General features: G+C 60.3%; 14 protein-coding genes. 5 read left to right on the forward strand and 9 right to left on the reverse strand.

Translation table 11 applies throughout. The annotated features are described in order from the left end of the window. Positions 1–360 precede the first annotated feature (360 nt). The 5 genes from CH289_RS27175 to CH289_RS27195 all read right to left on the reverse strand — a co-directional run bounded on the left by CH289_RS27175 (position 361) and on the right by CH289_RS27195 (position 3575). Entirely contained in the window at positions 361–999 is a 639-nt protein-coding gene (locus tag CH289_RS27175) for a hypothetical protein (RefSeq protein WP_094728948.1), read from the reverse strand. Further along, complete coding sequence (locus CH289_RS27180; RefSeq protein WP_143545135.1) at positions 996–1220, reverse strand: hypothetical protein; 225 nt, start codon at positions 1218–1220, stop codon at positions 996–998. Before CH289_RS27180 ends, CH289_RS27175 begins: the two co-directional genes overlap by 4 nt. Positions 1221–1285: 65 nt before the next feature. Continuing rightward, positions 1286–1537: a hypothetical protein gene (locus tag CH289_RS27185; protein ID WP_094728952.1), complete on the reverse strand. Its 252-nt coding sequence runs from the start codon at positions 1535–1537 to the stop codon at positions 1286–1288. 297 nt (positions 1538–1834) lie between these two features. After that, the gene (locus tag CH289_RS27190; protein WP_094729017.1) at positions 1835–2209 is read right to left on the reverse strand and encodes a histone-like nucleoid-structuring protein Lsr2; all 375 of its coding nucleotides are present in this window, start codon (positions 2207–2209) and stop codon (positions 1835–1837) included. A 214-nt stretch (positions 2210–2423) separates the two neighbouring features. Next, on the reverse strand, positions 2424–3575 hold the full coding sequence (locus CH289_RS27195; protein WP_256977601.1) for a GGDEF domain-containing protein: 1152 nt from the start codon (positions 3573–3575) through the stop codon (positions 2424–2426). Between the two features lie 1165 nt (positions 3576–4740). Between CH289_RS27195 and CH289_RS27200 the strand changes: the two genes are divergently transcribed. Beyond that, positions 4741–6117, forward strand: coding sequence for an MFS transporter (locus CH289_RS27200; RefSeq protein WP_218828474.1), 1377 nt, complete (start codon positions 4741–4743; stop codon positions 6115–6117). A 694-nt stretch (positions 6118–6811) separates the two neighbouring features. Here the strand turns inward: CH289_RS27200 and CH289_RS27205 are convergent. From CH289_RS27205 to CH289_RS27215, 3 genes are read right to left on the reverse strand one after another with little or no spacing between them, the layout of a single operon-like run. Next, positions 6812–7342, reverse strand: a complete 531-nt coding sequence (locus tag CH289_RS27205) for a flavin reductase family protein (RefSeq protein WP_094728956.1) — start codon at positions 7340–7342, stop codon at positions 6812–6814. A gap of 26 nt (positions 7343–7368) precedes the next feature. Further along, positions 7369–8175, reverse strand: coding sequence for a 2-oxo acid dehydrogenase subunit E2 (locus tag CH289_RS27210; protein ID WP_094728958.1), 807 nt, complete (start codon positions 8173–8175; stop codon positions 7369–7371). Between the two features lie 34 nt (positions 8176–8209). Continuing rightward, entirely contained in the window at positions 8210–8437 is a 228-nt protein-coding gene (locus tag CH289_RS27215) for a biotin/lipoyl-containing protein (RefSeq protein WP_094728960.1), read from the reverse strand. Positions 8438–8984: 547 nt separating this feature from the next. On the opposite strand from CH289_RS27215, the gene CH289_RS27220 reads away from it, so the two are divergent. From CH289_RS27220 to CH289_RS27230, 3 genes are read left to right on the forward strand one after another with little or no spacing between them, the layout of a single operon-like run. Then, positions 8985–9818 (forward strand): MaoC family dehydratase, encoded by an 834-nt coding sequence (locus tag CH289_RS27220; protein WP_179276882.1) that lies wholly within the window; start codon positions 8985–8987, stop codon positions 9816–9818. Further along, positions 9815–11305 (forward strand): hypothetical protein, encoded by a 1491-nt coding sequence (locus CH289_RS27225; protein ID WP_094728964.1) that lies wholly within the window; start codon positions 9815–9817, stop codon positions 11303–11305. Before CH289_RS27220 ends, CH289_RS27225 begins: the two co-directional genes overlap by 4 nt. Further along, positions 11302–12894: a class I adenylate-forming enzyme family protein gene (locus CH289_RS27230; protein WP_094728966.1), complete on the forward strand. Its 1593-nt coding sequence runs from the start codon at positions 11302–11304 to the stop codon at positions 12892–12894. Before CH289_RS27225 ends, CH289_RS27230 begins: the two co-directional genes overlap by 4 nt. A gap of 272 nt (positions 12895–13166) precedes the next feature. Here CH289_RS27230 and CH289_RS27235 read toward each other — a convergent pair whose 3' ends face one another. After that, on the reverse strand, positions 13167–13844 hold the full coding sequence (locus CH289_RS27235; RefSeq protein ID WP_094728968.1) for a 3,4-dihydroxy-2-butanone-4-phosphate synthase: 678 nt from the start codon (positions 13842–13844) through the stop codon (positions 13167–13169). A 192-nt stretch (positions 13845–14036) separates the two neighbouring features. On the opposite strand from CH289_RS27235, the gene CH289_RS27240 reads away from it, so the two are divergent. Then, positions 14037–15143, forward strand: coding sequence for an LLM class flavin-dependent oxidoreductase (locus CH289_RS27240; protein WP_179276883.1), 1107 nt, complete (start codon positions 14037–14039; stop codon positions 15141–15143). Positions 15144–15154: the final 11 nt, after the last annotated feature.

Here is a 15154-nt window from a genome sequence, read left to right on the forward strand (position 1 = left end):
GTCGAGTGAACTATGTCCGAGTTGTCAGTCTGCAGCAAAAAAGACCGAAAGGGATTTTTCGAACCGAACGCAGCCGAGTCAGGCGGAAACCGGTTGAATCCTCGTTGCATCAGCGAGCTCATGTAGAGGCTGGCGCGTTCACACACACCTCGATTCCGGGGACTCCCATGTAGCCGGACGGGTCATCCGCACACGTGGATGCGACGCGAAAATAACTGCACTTCAACGAGTTCAGGAAGCGGTGCCCAAGAACTTTGGGTATGATCGGACCTGCAGATGCGATGCTGCGACGATGCATTGTGGTTCGGGCACGCGGCGTCGATCAAATCTCGGTTTTCGGTGGGTGCGCACAGCGGCTGTTCAGCCAGTACCAACTCGCCGGTGAGGATTGTCGAACTCCGAAAGCAGAGCGGTCAGAGCCTGAGGCCGTGCCCGGGTTGCCGCGTTCGCAGGCATGCCGTGCCCTGTTCGGGGTGCGCACATACCCGCAACTGCCGCCACCACAACCGAGACGATCTCACCGATCCGCGCTCGCTCTGCGGCAGAACAGTCCGAGCCCGGTGTGAGCGTGTCGGTCATCCAGGCGGTCAACACGCTGTAGATGCTCGGCAGACCGGTATCGGCTGCTGCGTTGCTCATTTCGAGAGCATGCAGTGCACGCACCACCGGGTCGGCGTCCGCCTGCTCGAGCAACGCTGTCGCGCACGCCGACACAGTGTCGACCGCGGTCATGCGCTGGTCGCGGCGAGCTTCGCACAGGGCGTTGACCCGGTGGCGCCCTTCGATGTACACCGCGGCCACCAGCCCGGCGCTGGACCGGTACCTCCGCCGCAGACGATCCCGGCCGATCCCGGACGCCGCATGGACCGCGGCGATAGACACTGCACCCAGACCGCGCCCGAGCACCAGCAGGGCCGCCGCTTCGATCGCAGCATCGTGCATCAGGGCCTCCCGCGGAGGTGTCCCGGCCTGAGGGCGTGGGGTATCGAGTGTGCTCACGTCTCGGAGTGTCGCGTGGCGACACTGTTTCGGTGTCGGAGGGCCCGTGAGACAAGTACGAGTATCGCGGTTGCCGCGGTGGTCAGTGCGGCGTCTCGGGTACCGGCTGCGGCGGAGACGACCGCGAACATCGACACGGCGCCGAGGACATCGAGAACCGCTCGCAGTGCGGGGGCATCGAGCAGCACCACCGTCGGCGACGCAGCAGAACCTCTCGGCATCGACGTGGATGGCGCCGATACGGCAGGTGTAGCTGTCGTTGTCGGCTGCGGTGATCGGTGCTCGATCACGCCTCTGGATGCGAGCGGCGAGCCGCGACGATGTCGGTGTCATCGGCGAACATCAAGGTGCCGTCGGAGAGGGCGACCGCCCAGCGGCGCGGTTTACCCCAGTTGCGTCCCACCGACTCCGCGGTCAGCAGAAAGTCGGCGAAATCTTCGACGAGAGTGCCGGCCACGATGTCCCCGCCTGCCCGCCGCACTTGGACTGTGTCACCAACACCGGCCTGTGCATGTGTGAGATGTCCCGATGTGCTCATGACGGTATTGAAACAGACCGCACAGGCGGGGCGACGCGCGCACCCATGGAGCGCAGGGCGCAGTCGCGGTGTGCCGCAGCGGTTACTGTCTGCGGCACACCGCGGCTCCTCTATCGCGTCGACGTCAACGACGGCGCGTGAGAGCGTTCGTCTGCAACTGGAAGCAGATAGCAGTCGGAGATTCGAAGGCTGTGACTACAGGATCGAGAACGTCCGATCGAAGATCGATATAACCGCGGGAGCGAGGCCCGACGAGTCCTCTGCCGTTGCCGACGCGTCGACGCACAGGCGGAGGGGTCAGTGCGCCGCATCGTACGCGTCGACGATCGAGGCGGGGATCCGGCCGCGGTCGGCGATCTCGTATCCCTCGTCGGCGGCCCACTGCCGGATCGCGCGGGTGTCGGAGGGATCGCGCGTAGGCGCAGCCTTCGACTTCGGGGTGGGGGTCGATGCGCTGCCTGCGGGTTTGGGCCGGTGCCGGCGTCCACCGGTGCGGGCGGCGTGGTCGATGTAGTAGCCGAGTTTGCGGTGGAACTCGGCGGCGTTCTTTGCTTTCAAATCGATGACGTAGTCGACGCCGAGCACTGAGAATTCGATGGTTTCGCCGCCACCGTCGTCGATGACAGAACCATCGAGATCGTCGACCAACTCGACGGACATTTTCTTTGCCACGATGCGTGGATACCCTTTTCGCTCGGCGTGTACAACTGGTTGAACACGAGCGTAGCCGTACACGCTCCGAGCGACGGACGTTACCGATGTTGTTGGACCACCACGCCGAAGTCGATCTCGGCACAGACGATCTCGCCCCGCCGCAGTGGTTCACCCCGTCCGCCGGCAGCCCGAAGCGCAACCGTGAGCGAGGATTTCGGAATCGATCGAACCGTCAGCGCCGGATCACGGGCGCAGCAAGATAGGCAGATTCCGGGTCGGACTCATCGCGGACGGTGCTGTCCGTGAGTGTGATCGCGCCGCAGTGATGGGCGCGGTCGCGTCCCTCTGTCTTGGCTGCGTACAGCCCGAGATCGGCGGCGCGGACCATGGAGTCCACCGCTCGCTCCACCCCGGGACGTGCCTGGGAGAGCGGGCTTTCGCCGGTAACCCCAGAGTTGGTGGAGCCGCGGTCGTCATAGGTTCGAGCGACACGGGCGGTGCCGTGAGGTGCCGGCTCGATCTCGACTGTCACAGACCCGGCACTGACAGTGACGTAGCTTGTCGCCCGCACTGTGTCGACGACGGTGGTTGCGAGCGTCGGATGCGCTCCAGGTACGAGGAGAAGGAACTCTTCGCCTCCGATGCGGGCGACGATGGATGCGGGCTGGCCGGGATTGGCTGCGGTCTGTTCCAGTATCCGAGCGACAGCGACGAGCAGGTGGTCACCGGCAGTATGTCCGTAGGTGTCGTTGACTGTCTTGAAGTGATCGACATCGACTACTACGGCAGTCAGGGATACGCCCTGGTCAGCTGCCTTACGAAGCATCGCTTCAGCGGCGGCGAGGAGTCCACGTCGGTTCAGTAGGCCGGTCAGTGAATCGGTGTTGGCAAGTGTCTCCAATCGCTGGCTGACGGCAGTGATGGAGCGTCGAAGTGCGAGGATCAGCGCTACGGGGACCAGCACAGCGGTGACGGCCGCGCCGACCGCGATGATCGTGACGGCGATGCCGGAGGATTTCATGGCGACGGTGGACAGCGTGGTGGCCATGGCCATCGATGCTGTGGTCAGTGCTGCGGTGACGCGGGGCGGGGAGCCAGAGGCGGCAATGGCCGGTACCACTGCAAGCATGGACGTCACTGCGCGTGTTCCGGCGGGGTCGGCGATCAGGTACGCCGAGATCGCCACTCCCAGCATGCCTCCGGATCCGAGGATCGTGAACTGAACCTCGGTGAGGCGTCCGGCGTGGACAGCGATCGCGACCGTGAGGGCGGTGAAAGCGACGATGGCCGTCAGGACCGGGAGCGCGCCGGGCCGTAGGAAGGAGGGCTCGATCAGGGCGATGGCGAGCATCGGGAGCGCACCGGAGGCACTGGCGATGACCATAGCTGTGCGGGTGTCCCACCGTGGGCTCGATGTGGAACGTGGGTCAGGGGGTTGGGCATGGTGCACAGCCATCGTCGGGCGCCTCCGTTGAGTATTCAACTTCTTCCTATCGGCTGTGCACGGGAGAACGTTTCGGCGTCCGATACCCAAGTAGTCGTCGATAGGTGGCGAGCGCGTGTACGCCACCGGCTGCTCGCGGTCGGTTCACGTCTGGAGATGTGAACACAGAGCGGGAAGTCACCGTCCTGACCTCCCATCGCCAGACGTTAGAGCGTCAAGCCTTCTTGACGTACGCAACATCGAGACAACCTGACGGGCTCACGCCTGGCGGGGAATGCGTCCTCATTTTGTCACAGTGACAAAATGAGCTGTGCGCCCAATGAAGTCGACGATTGGTCTGCGCTATCTCGATGGTTGAAGCGCTGGGTGAAGGAGAGTTGAATCCATAGTGATGCAACGGCTTTCCGGGTCTCACAAACTCGTGCGCCCAACCGGCTGCACACGCCGTTGCGAGTTTGCTTGCATGACGAACTATGCCAATGTCAATCAATCATATTCGGATGCAACAGTTTACACCGATAATGAGAATGACATTCATTCCCGATAAGCTAGATTATGTCAGGTAGAAGGCAACGTGTTGCATCTGATGAATCGATCTGAGCGCCTAGCACTGGATCCCAAGACTCAGATCCCCCACCGCTGAAAACTATTTTCCCTGGTCTACCACGCATCTGGCAGTCTGGGATGTGAACAGTCTGGTCTGCTTTGCAGTTCAAAGATCACCCCTTGCATTTCGCGAAGTGATCAGGAACACTAACTCAATGAGTGAGTAGTTCCTCACTCAATCAACCACCGCAGTGCAAGAGTCACGCAAAAACGAGGGACCGATTGTCTGCATCTCGTAGCGCGCTCGCGACGCGAAATGTCGAGGTCAATCGACGGAGGGGTCTCTTGAGCGACGATGACACGTTCATGACGTCAGACATCTGATTTCCCGAACGGGCCGAACTGAATGACAGCGGAAGTGTGGGTACGAGACGTCAGCCGACAGGCGCAAATGGCGCCGTGACTTGACCAATCCGGTCGCCAACTCGCTCATGGTGATACCACCACAAACCTAACCCGCCACCAGATCGGATTGACAACTCAATACTCGGTCCTGTCATTGAAGCAACTCTTGTATCTGACCAACCTGCAAGAACAAGCGATTCAAGGAGCAGTGATGTCCGGCTTGTCCAGTAATGATCGCAGCCACGTGATCGTCGGCGATTCTGATGTTCAACCAAAAACTATCAACAAACGCGCAATCGTGGCCGCCGCGGCCGGTAACGCAGTCGAGCTGTTCGACTGGACTATCTATGCCACTTTTGCGATCTATTTTTCGTCGCGCATGTTTCCGATGGCGAGCCCAGGGTTGGCATTGACTGCCACACTGTCAACGTATGCGATTGCATTCTTCGTACGACCCGTGGGTGGTTACCTTATGGGTCGGTTTGCGGACCGGCACGGTCGGCGCAGTGCAATGATGCTGTCGGTCAGTCTCATGGCAGGTGGATCGACATTCATTGCCATCATGCCGACCTTCGATGTGATCGGTTGGTTCGCACCAATTTTGCTCTTGTCCGCACGAGTTGGCCAGGCTATATCGATGAGCGGCGAACTTCCCAACGCCTCGGCCTATCTGTCCGAGCTGGCCCCCGCCGAGAAGCGCGGAAAATATGTCTCCATAATCTACATCTCTGTCGCCTTTGCTCTGCTCTCTGCCTCCTCGCTTGCCCTGCTTTTAACTTCCATACTCACAACGGAGCAACTTTCGAGCTGGGGCTGGCGCGTACCGTTCGCTCTTGGTGGGCTATTGGGCCTGGTCGTATTATGGTTGCGTCGAGAAATGGATGAAACAGATCAGTTCATACGCAACAAAGTGCGCGCAATGCAGATAACTCAACCCCTTCGAACTACTCTCCGGGACTACCCAGGTTCAGTTGTTCAGGTAATCGGTTTGGTCAGCTTGGGAACTCTTGCTTACTACACGCTTTTCTCTGCAATAATTCCGTTCGCCGTGACTTTCAGGAACGTCGACGCCGGTGACATGTTTCTTGCAATCACAATAGGAACCGGTGTTTTTCTGCTTCTGCAATATCCGATTGGAATGCTATCTGACAAGATTGGCCGGAAACCGCTGCTCCTGGTGTTCTCAGGTGGATACACCATAGTTGCAGTTCCGCTATCCATGTTGATTCGACCGAGCCTGTCGAGTTTGTTGATTGCAGTCCTGATCGGACTCACCCTGCTTTCACTTCATACTGCTGTTGTGTCCGCGGTTCTGAGTGAACTGTTCCCCACCGCGCTTCGAGCTACCGGAATAGGCGCGTGGTACAACCTTGGCACAGCAGTATTTGGTGGTACAGCTCCGCTGATTATCAATGCTTTGGGCAATTCGGGCCGGAGTGATTATTTCTTCTGGTACCTGTCGGCTGTAGCCGCATTTTCATTCATCGTCACAATATTCCTGCCAGAAACGAAGGGCAAGATTCTCGATTGATTGTGATGACTCACTCGAGCTTCGTCCGTGCAGCGTGATGGTACTGACCTGACGTCGCGAAGCCCCTCGAATCTGGAAGGGGGGCTTCGTGTGCTTTTCGTCCGGAGGGCGGCGAAGAACGTCCCGCCGGCGTGCCGTCGCTGTCGTATCGAAGAAAGAGACTTGCGACGCAAAGCCCGGTGAGTGATGGGCTCTTGTCAATGTACCCAACAGCCGAATGTGAACGGCGTCGGCGTCCCGAATCCTGGCACACCAGGAAGTTACCGTCAGCAGTCAGCGGCAGTCAGCGGCAGTCGGCGGCAGTCAGCGGCAGTGCGCAAGGCTTGACCTATGATCAGACAGCTTTTTCTGTCCGGCTATCGAATTGGTGTTGCTCCAGGACACGTAGTGCCGAGTTCTGGTTAGTGAATGCCCAGAGTGCGGACTCTCGCGAATGATGTCGGGTCAGAAAATGTATGTGCAGCGAATCGGACTTTGGTCGATCAGCTCAGAAGGACTGGCGAAAGCTTAGTCCGAGATCGCAGGGGTTCCGCAGGTCTAGGATCACCTTCTCCCACGGTGTCGAACGGACTCGACGACGAGGTGTGTCGGTGCTCTGATCCAGGGGCCGAATCGATTGGACTCGGGCGGGTTTCGTGTGCCGGGGCGATCCAGAACCTCGGCAGTGGTGCGGGGCTGTCGGAGTGTACGAATCTCAGACTGACTGGATCAATGGCAGACTCGGCGTCGCAACTGCTTCGAGTTGCCGAAATTTGCTTCCGTGAAATACCAAGGGAGGTCGGTCGGGTTCGGTGGCGAGTGCGTGTATCTCGAGAACGACTATTCGGTGATCGCCCGCCGCGAACTCGGCATATATAGATGAATCGAGCCACGCCACTGCCTCTTGAATCAGCACCGCTCCGGTATCGTTCGCGCTCCAGCTCAGCGCGCCGAACCGGTCGCCAACTTTCGATGACAAAGACAGACAAGCCTCATCCTGGCCTTGTGCCAGGACACTGATCCCGAGCCTGGGCAGTGCGCGAAGGCGCGGCCATGTTGTCGACGAATTTTGCACGCAGACCGAGACCAGGGCCGGTGTCATGGATACCGAGGTGAACGAGCTCGCTGCGATTCCTACCGGTTCGGATCCGTCCAGTGCGCAGACTGCGGCGACTCCACTCGGGAAGCAGCCGAAGGCTTCTCGTAGGACAGCGTTGTTATCGGTGACCGACGTCAAAACGATCATGTCTGTTTCCTTTCTGGATGGGGCGTTCACAACTCGTAGCTTGCGAGTTGCTCACGCCAATTGGAGTCCTGCAGCGAATTGACAACAGCGGTAAGGAACCGACCCGACAGTGCGCCGTCGATGAGCCGATGATCGTAGGTCAGAGGGAGGTAGCACACCGGGCGCGCCTCGATTGTCTCGGTTCCTGCAGCTGTCGACACCACTCGTGGGAGTCGTCGGACCGCACCAGTGCCGAGGATCGCAACTTCTGGTTGATTGATGATTGGTGTATCGAGAAGAGATCCCGCTCCGCCTATGTTGCTGATCGTGAAGGTGCTTCCGGTCAGTTCGTCGGCGTCGATACTGCCGTTGCGCACCCGCTCCGCCACGTTACCGATGCGACGAGCGAGTTCGGGTAGGGACAGCGAATGTGCGTCTCGTACGACTGGAACAACCAGACCCCCAGGAGTATCGACGGCAATGCCGAGATGTACCCCTGAGTGGTAGATCACTTGCTGCGTGTCATCGTCGATACTGGCGTTGACTTGGGGAAACAGTGGGAGCACATCCAGAACCGACTTTGCGATGAACGCGAGGAAGGTGAGGCCGGCGCTCTCTCGATCGCGGAAGACTTGCTTCACACGGTCGCGTGCGTCCGAGACCGACGAGAGGTCGGCCTCTTGGACGGCGGTCAATTGCGCTGATATGTGCAACGAGTGGGTCATTCGCTGAGCGATGACACGCCGGCGACGCGAAAGCCGGACGACAGAGCCAGGCTCAGCTGCGCTCGATGCCCGGGTCGGGGTGTCGGCGATTGCGACCTGAGGCGTCGTGCCGGAAGATTTGGAAGTCATCGAGTCCTCTCGAATACGCAGCGGCAGGTGAAGCTCAGTCAATGGTTCCGATGACGGCACCGACCTCGTAAGTCGAGCCCGGTGTGCCGCTCTGGCGTAGCACCCCACCGGCGGCCGCTTCGACTTCTACCTCGGTCTTATCGGTGGCGACGGACAACACCGCATCGCCTATCTCGACTGTGGAACCGTCTTCGACAAGCCATTCCAGAATTTCGACTTCGGTCACCGTGACACCCAGACGCGGAACTACTAGATCGGGCATTGAAAGTACCTCCTGCTCGAATGCACCAAAGACTCACTGAGTGAGTGCGCACTCAGTCTTACCGTTTCCTGTACGTTTTCGCAAGAGGCGGGCGGGCGCGCTGTTCGACCCGGATGTCCCCGCACTCCCGTTCGACACCCTGCGGGCGCGGTTCTTCGTGCGATCGCTTGTCAACGAATCACGCTCTGTAACAATGCATTCCCGAAGAGTGGCGGCACCGTCCGCCTCGACGGCTCCCCTCTGCGCCGGTACGTTCTAGACCTGTCGCGCATCGGGGCTGCGCGAGATGTGTCGGCATCTTCTTGCGCGCCTCGGGAATGTCAGCTTGTGCGTTGCGGATCGACCGCAATTCTCGCCGTGAATTTTCGAGGAGGTCACCAGAGGCGGCGCTCGAAGTGCTCTGTAGCAGGGGTGCGGTAGGAGGGTCGGATCCGGTGAGCACCGCAGCGATGCTCTTGACCTTCGCACCATCGTACGGTATGAGTGAGTACTCACGCACCTGAAGGGACGCGCCATGCCTTTAGCCTCAGTGTCCGATGACTCCGATGTGAAGACGGAGTTCGGGCCGTACGACAGATCATGGAACAAGCGCGACTGCATCATCTACGCGCTCGGTGTCGGGGCGGGCATCGATGAACTCGCGTACACCACCGACACCACCCGATGGGCCCCCCAGCAAGTCATCCCTTCGTTCCTGATCAATCAGGGAATTGGAGGTCGCGGATTCCGGCAAGAGTGGATCGGCGACCCGAAACGGACGGTTCATGCAGGTCACCGTCTGGTCATCCACAGCCCCATCTCGGCGATCGGCGCGGTGAAGACCAGTGGTCATGTGGTCGAAACCATCCCCAAGAGCAGCGGTCGGCTCGTGACGGTTGTATGGGAATCGCGTGATGCCGAGTCCAACGTCCTTGTCGCCAGCAATACGATTGCGTATTTCGTCCGGGAGCCGGACGCGAACAGCGCGTCCGTCGAGAGTCGCTTTGCCCTTGGGCGCCGCGTACCTGATTGCGCACCTAGCGCCGAGGTGAGTGAGCAGACGTTAACGACGCAGGCGTTACTGTATCGGTGTTCCGGCGATCCCAACCTGATACACACCGATCCAGAGGTTGCGCGCGCGGTCGGCTTCAAAGGGCCGATCATGCACGGACTGTGCACTCTCGGTTTTGCAACGCGGGCAATCTTGAAAACATTCTGCGCCGGTGACACACAGTCGCTGCGAAGCATCGAGTGTCGTTTTGCTGCACCCGCCTATCCCGGTGACACGCTCACGACGGCGCTGTGGCGCACCGAGGACGGAGTTGCCTTCCGCACGCGTAATCAGGACGGCGTCGTTCTGCTCGATCTTGGTCATGTGGCACTGGCCGAGGACCATGTATGAGCACCGCTGTCATCATCGGCGCATCAGCGATCACGCAACGTACCGATCAGCAGAACCATGGCGTGGATGCAGCAGGTTTGATGCTCGCAGCATGCAAAGCCGCAGCTCCTGCCGCGCTTCTCGAAAGAACCGATCTCATTGTGGTTCCTCAGGGGACCTGGCGGTACGGAGACCCGGGTCGGTTGATTGCCAACGGACTCGCGGCCGATGACGCGCGAACAGTACGGGTAGAGATCGGAGTGCTACAGACGACGATCCTTTCGACCGCGATCGAGGCGGTCGAAGAGGGCCGCGCGGACGTCGCGGTCGTGGTGGGCGGTGAAGCACTCGATCGGCGACGGGTGGCAACCAGAAACGGTCGTCGAGCAACCGAAACGGTGCAGGATTCGAGCGCACGTTCCGACGAAGTCATTGCGCCGACCTCCGGTTTTCGCGGCTTGTACGAGGACGTCTGGGACATCGAAGAGCCCTACATACAGTACGCGCTGCTCGACAGTGCACGGAGGGCCCGCCTCGATCTGTCGATCGACGGGAACGTGCACCAAATCGCCGACCGGTGGGCACAATTCAGTCGAACCGCGGCCGAGAATCCGATGGCGTGGGATCGACACGTGCGAACAGCCGAGGAACTTCTCGACGTGTCGACGCGCGGAAACCGCCCCCTCGCCGCTCCATATACAGGTCAGTTGGTAACCCGAATGCACGTCGATCAAGCTGCAGCGCTGATCATTTGCAGTGTCGACATCGCCGAGAAGTCCGGGATTCCGCGGAGCCAGTGGGTATTTCCACGCCTGACAGTAGATTGCGAGTTGGCTATTCCGGTGGTCGAACGCGCCGACCCGGACTGCTGTCGGCAATGGTCGTTGATCGCGAACGAGCTCGAAGCAGAAATGGGTACCGACCTCTCCTCTATAGATCTTGTCGATCTCTACAGCTGCTTCCCGATCGCCGTGGCCCACCAGGTCGATGCATTTCATCTCAGTGGTCGACCCGAGCTGACCCTGACCGGCGGAATGACATTCGGGGGAGGACCTTTGAACAACTCCGCCCTTCAAGCGATGGCACGCGCCGTCGAGCTTCTGCGCGGTAGTGACCGACACCGCACAGCCTTGGTCACTGCGGTCAGCGGCCTACTGACCAAACAGGGTGCGGTGTTGTTCCAACGTGACACGCCTCAACGTTCGTACGCTCGTATCGATCTCACGGATCTGGCTGCGCAGGTCGTTCACCGCCGACCTGTGGTCGAGTGCCACAGCGGCCCTGCGACGATCCAGGCGGTCACCGTGGTCAGCTCTTCCGACGGCGGCAGCGACCACGCGGTAGCCATAGTTCGCACATCGGATGGCACAGGCACAGTCGTGCGCTCCGCCGACCCACAGGTCGTGCGATCGGTTCGGGAAACCGAGTGGGTCGGCCGAAAGGTTCACGTCGTCGATGGAATGTTCGATACAAGGTCATCGAGCCAATCACAGGAGGTTCTTCGGTGAGCACCGCAGCTGACCACCATGCATCGCATTGGGGTAAGGACATCACTCGCAGGACCGAAGGTGTTCCGTATCTCGTCTACGATCCCCGGGCGACGTCGCTGCTCCAATTGCTCGAGATGTCGACGCGCTGGACGGACCGCGCCGCCTTCGTACATGCCGGCCAGCGACTGACGTACCGCGATCTGGGGCGACTCGCCGACGCCGGGGCAGGGCAACTCCAGGCAGCAGGCCTGATGCCCGGCCAGCGCGTTCTGCTCATCGGCGCCAACACCATCGGATGGGTCGTCTCGTTCTGGGCTGTGTTACGAGCCGGGGGTGTAGTTGTGCTGGGCAACGGGTGGTGGTCCGAACCCGAAGTTCGCCATGCGATCGACTTGACGGCGCCGACGCTTGTTCTGGCAGACGAACGATGCCGCGTCAAAGTCGACACGGCAGTGCCCGTCCTTGCTTGCGAAACGCTCGGAATCGGCGACGTAGATCCAACACCGTCGATACCGATCGGGCAGGAAGACGACCCCGCTGTCATCCAATTCACCTCTGGATCGACAGGGGCACCGAAAGGTGCAGTCCTCTCGCACCGAGCATTGATCGCAAACCAGCACATGCTGTTGCACGTTGCCCGAAAATTGCCTCAGCATCTCGACATCGATGCAGAATTCGAGGTCTCATTGCAAACGGGGCCACTTTTCCACGTCGGAGGGGTGCAAGCTCTGATTCGGTCGATGCTCACCGGTGGCACGATGATCTTTCTGAAACGAAGGTTCGACGCTGCTGAGGTATTGCAGCTGATCGAATCCGAGAGGGTGACCAGATGGGGTGGTCCTCCGACAATGATCAGCCGAGTTCTCGCGCATCCAGAGATTTCACGACGTGACCTCACCTCCTTGACTCACATCAGCTTGGGAGGAGCACCGTCGAGCGCAGCTCTCTCGGCGGAGATCGGCGCTGCATTTCCCTCGGCCTCCCAGGGAGTGTCGCAGATATATGGAATGAGTGAAGCAGGTGGAACACTGTGTGCTGCTTCTGGCCGGGCCTCTGTCGAGCGTCCCGGAGTGACCGGTCGCCCGCTTCCGCTAGTGGAGTTGCGCATCGACACAGCAGGCGCAGACGGAATCGGTGAGGTGGTGGTCCGATCACCGACCGCCATGAGCGGCTACTGGAGCGAGGGTGCTGACCCCGCGATCGAACTCAGTGACGGATGGCTTCGAACGGGCGATCTCGGCCGTCTCGACGAGGATGGATATCTGTTCGTCACCGGTCGAAGCAAAGACGTGATCATTCGCGGCGGTGAGAACATCGCCGCGGTTCACGTGGAGTCTGCGATCGAGCTGCACCCCGATGTCCGCGAGGTCGCTGTTGTCGGGTTGCCGGACCACGATCTCGGTGAGGTAGTCGCTGCCGCTGTTCGTTTGAAGACGGGGTCGCACACCAGTATCGAAGAGCTTCGCGCGTTCGTGGCACCCTCTCTCGCTTATTTCGAAGCACCTGAGCATTGGCAGCTTGTCACAGATCCCCTGCCGGTCAATGCAACGGGGAAGCTCGACAAGCGCGCAATTCGCGCCGGCTGGAGATCCACCGGCCATCTCTAGGTAAGGCTCGATCGCCGACCCGCATCGCGGGCCCGGCGGTCGCGTTCGTCGGACTGTGCCTCGTTGAGTGGGAATGCGCTGTTCTCTGGCCGTGAGCCCATCACACCTAGCGCATCTGGCACACCGATGCACGTGAACTCTGACGGCAGCATAGACCGCTGTGTCGTGATCGAACTACCGAGTCGATCGAGCAGATTTCGGTACCACGACAGAGCGCAGCGTCGCCATACAGAGTCGCCGCAGCGTAATGAAAGAAGTCGCCGCTCCGCCAGTTATCGAACGGCGGCGTTGGTGAGCAGGCACGTCAATGATGTCGTTTCGATGTTGTGGTGTGCTCCGAATTCGCGCGCTTCGATTTCATCGGTCATCAACCGAGGATCGCGCTCGGAAACGAGCTCGCACATGACCACCGCAGGCGGAGCGTCGGCCAAGAGAGCCAGTCGGATTCCGGTCGATGCCAGTCCGGTTCGGTCGACATCGGCGGGAACCCTGAGTGGTTGCACGTGGCCCGGGCGTGAGAAGCTCCCGCTGTGCGCAGACGGGTCTGCGAGGGTCCGCGCGGTGAGCGCCCGATCGTGAGCCGAAATTCCGGTGGTCGTCCCATCGACCGCGTCGACCGTGACGGTGTGCTGGCGCGCTCCACTGTCTTGGACGACGTAGGGCATCGGGGGAATTTGCAGCCGATCGCACCGGTCGGCATCGAGGGCGACGAACACCAAACCAGAGGTGTACCGAATCATGAAGGCCATCAGCGATGTGGTGGCGTGTGCGGCCAGGAACATCAACGCAGCCTCCCCTGTGTGTGCGTCATCGATCACTATGATCGCTCGGCCGGATCTCAGTGCCCCGACAATTTCGTTCATCGTCGCGCCATGACTGGTCACCGCGCCCTGGGGCCACCGCTCAGCAATGTCGACAGGGCTAGCCGGTAGTGCGTCGAAGGTTGTCATCGAAGCTCCTGAGTTGGGGGTAGACGCCCGCCCGTACACGTGTCAGTATGGGTGAGTACTCACTCATACTAGGAGTGGCGATCGGTTCAGTCAACGATCACCTGCGTTGTTCCGATTGCGGTGCGTCGCCTCCATGGGAGGAGATAACGCGCGATGTCGATACGAGAAAGAGAGTCAACAATGCATGTTGGAATGGGAACCGTCTTCCAGGGTTGGGGTGGCACGTTAACCGATGCAGAGGTGTACGACGCCGATGTGTATCTGGCCGATCTGGCGGAGCCGCTCGGTTTCGAATCGATCTGGGGCGTAGAGCATCACTTCACCGACTACACGATGTGTCCGGACATCATCCAGTTCTTGACCTTCATGGCGGCCCGCACAAAGAACGTCAAAGTGGGCTCGATGGTGACGATCCTGCCGTGGCATGACCCGGTCAGACTCGCCGAGCAGATAATCATGCTCGATCACCTCTCCAAGGGTCGCCTGATCCTGGGAATCGGCAGAGGCACAGGGAAAGTGGAGTTCGACGGGTTCCGGCTGGAGATGTCGGAGTCACGTCAGACTTTCATCGAGTCCGCTGAAGCCATCCTCTCGGCGCTGGAAACCGGGATCATGGAATACGACGGCGAGATCATCAAGCAGCCACGGGTCGAGCTCAGACCACGCCCGTACAAGTCCTTCAAGAACCGTGTGTTCTCGGCATCGGTATCACCGGAATCAGCCAAGATCATGGCCGATCTCGGCACCGGACTGTTCGTAGTCCCGCAGAAGCCGTGGCATCGCGTACTGGAAGACGTCGAGAATTTCCGTAAGAGCTTCGACGAGGCATTCCAGGCGCCCCCTCCCCCACCGTTCACGCAAACACTGGTCTTCGTCGACAAGGACGAGAAACGTGCTCGCGAAATCGGGCGCAAGTACCTCGGTGGCTATTGGCACTCGGTGGTGGCGCACTACCAGTTCAACGAGCCTCATTTGACCCAGACCCCGGGTTACGAGTTCCACGCGCAGATGTACAAGCGTTTGACCAAGCCGGGCGGGATGGAAGAAATGACCGATTTCTACCTGTCGCTGGTTCCTTATGGTACACCTGAGCAGGTCTTCGACAAGATCAACGATTTCACCGGCATGCTCGGCGCGCAGGGTCTGATCACGCAGTTCCGTTACGCAGGAATGCCGCTCGACATAGCGGAGGCAAACATGCGCCTGTTCGCTGCCGAAGTGCTGCCGGCGCTGAAGGCACTCGATCACGTGCCGCCGACACCGTTGACCGAGCGCGTGCTACTGGACGCGGGGAACTGACGTCGCCCCAG

Origin of the sequence: Rhodococcus sp. RS1C4, from assembly GCF_002258225.1 — a bacterium.
Classification (GTDB): domain Bacteria; phylum Actinomycetota; class Actinomycetes; order Mycobacteriales; family Mycobacteriaceae; genus Rhodococcoides; species Rhodococcoides fascians_E.

Bases quoted from the DNA above. Each gene is read 5' to 3' on its own strand.
- CH289_RS27180 (WP_143545135.1), bottom strand. From the start codon at position 1,220: ATGCCGAGAGGTTCTGCTGCGTCGCCGACGGTGGTGCTGCTCGATGCC.
- CH289_RS27185 (WP_094728952.1), bottom strand. From the start codon at position 1,537: ATGAGCACATCGGGACATCTCACACATGCACAGGCCGGTGTTGGTGAC.
- CH289_RS27195 (WP_256977601.1), bottom strand. From the start codon at position 3,575: ATGGTCATCGCCAGTGCCTCCGGTGCGCTCCCGATGCTCGCCATCGCC.
- CH289_RS27205 (WP_094728956.1), bottom strand. From the start codon at position 7,342: ATGATCGTTTTGACGTCGGTCACCGATAACAACGCTGTCCTACGAGAA.
- CH289_RS27210 (WP_094728958.1), bottom strand. From the start codon at position 8,175: ATGACTTCCAAATCTTCCGGCACGACGCCTCAGGTCGCAATCGCCGAC.
- CH289_RS27215 (WP_094728960.1), bottom strand. From the start codon at position 8,437: ATGCCCGATCTAGTAGTTCCGCGTCTGGGTGTCACGGTGACCGAAGTC.
- CH289_RS27225 (WP_094728964.1), top strand. From the start codon at position 9,815: ATGAGCACCGCTGTCATCATCGGCGCATCAGCGATCACGCAACGTACC.
- CH289_RS27235 (WP_094728968.1), bottom strand. From the start codon at position 13,844: ATGACAACCTTCGACGCACTACCGGCTAGCCCTGTCGACATTGCTGAG.
- CH289_RS27240 (WP_179276883.1), top strand. From the start codon at position 14,037: ATGGGAACCGTCTTCCAGGGTTGGGGTGGCACGTTAACCGATGCAGAG.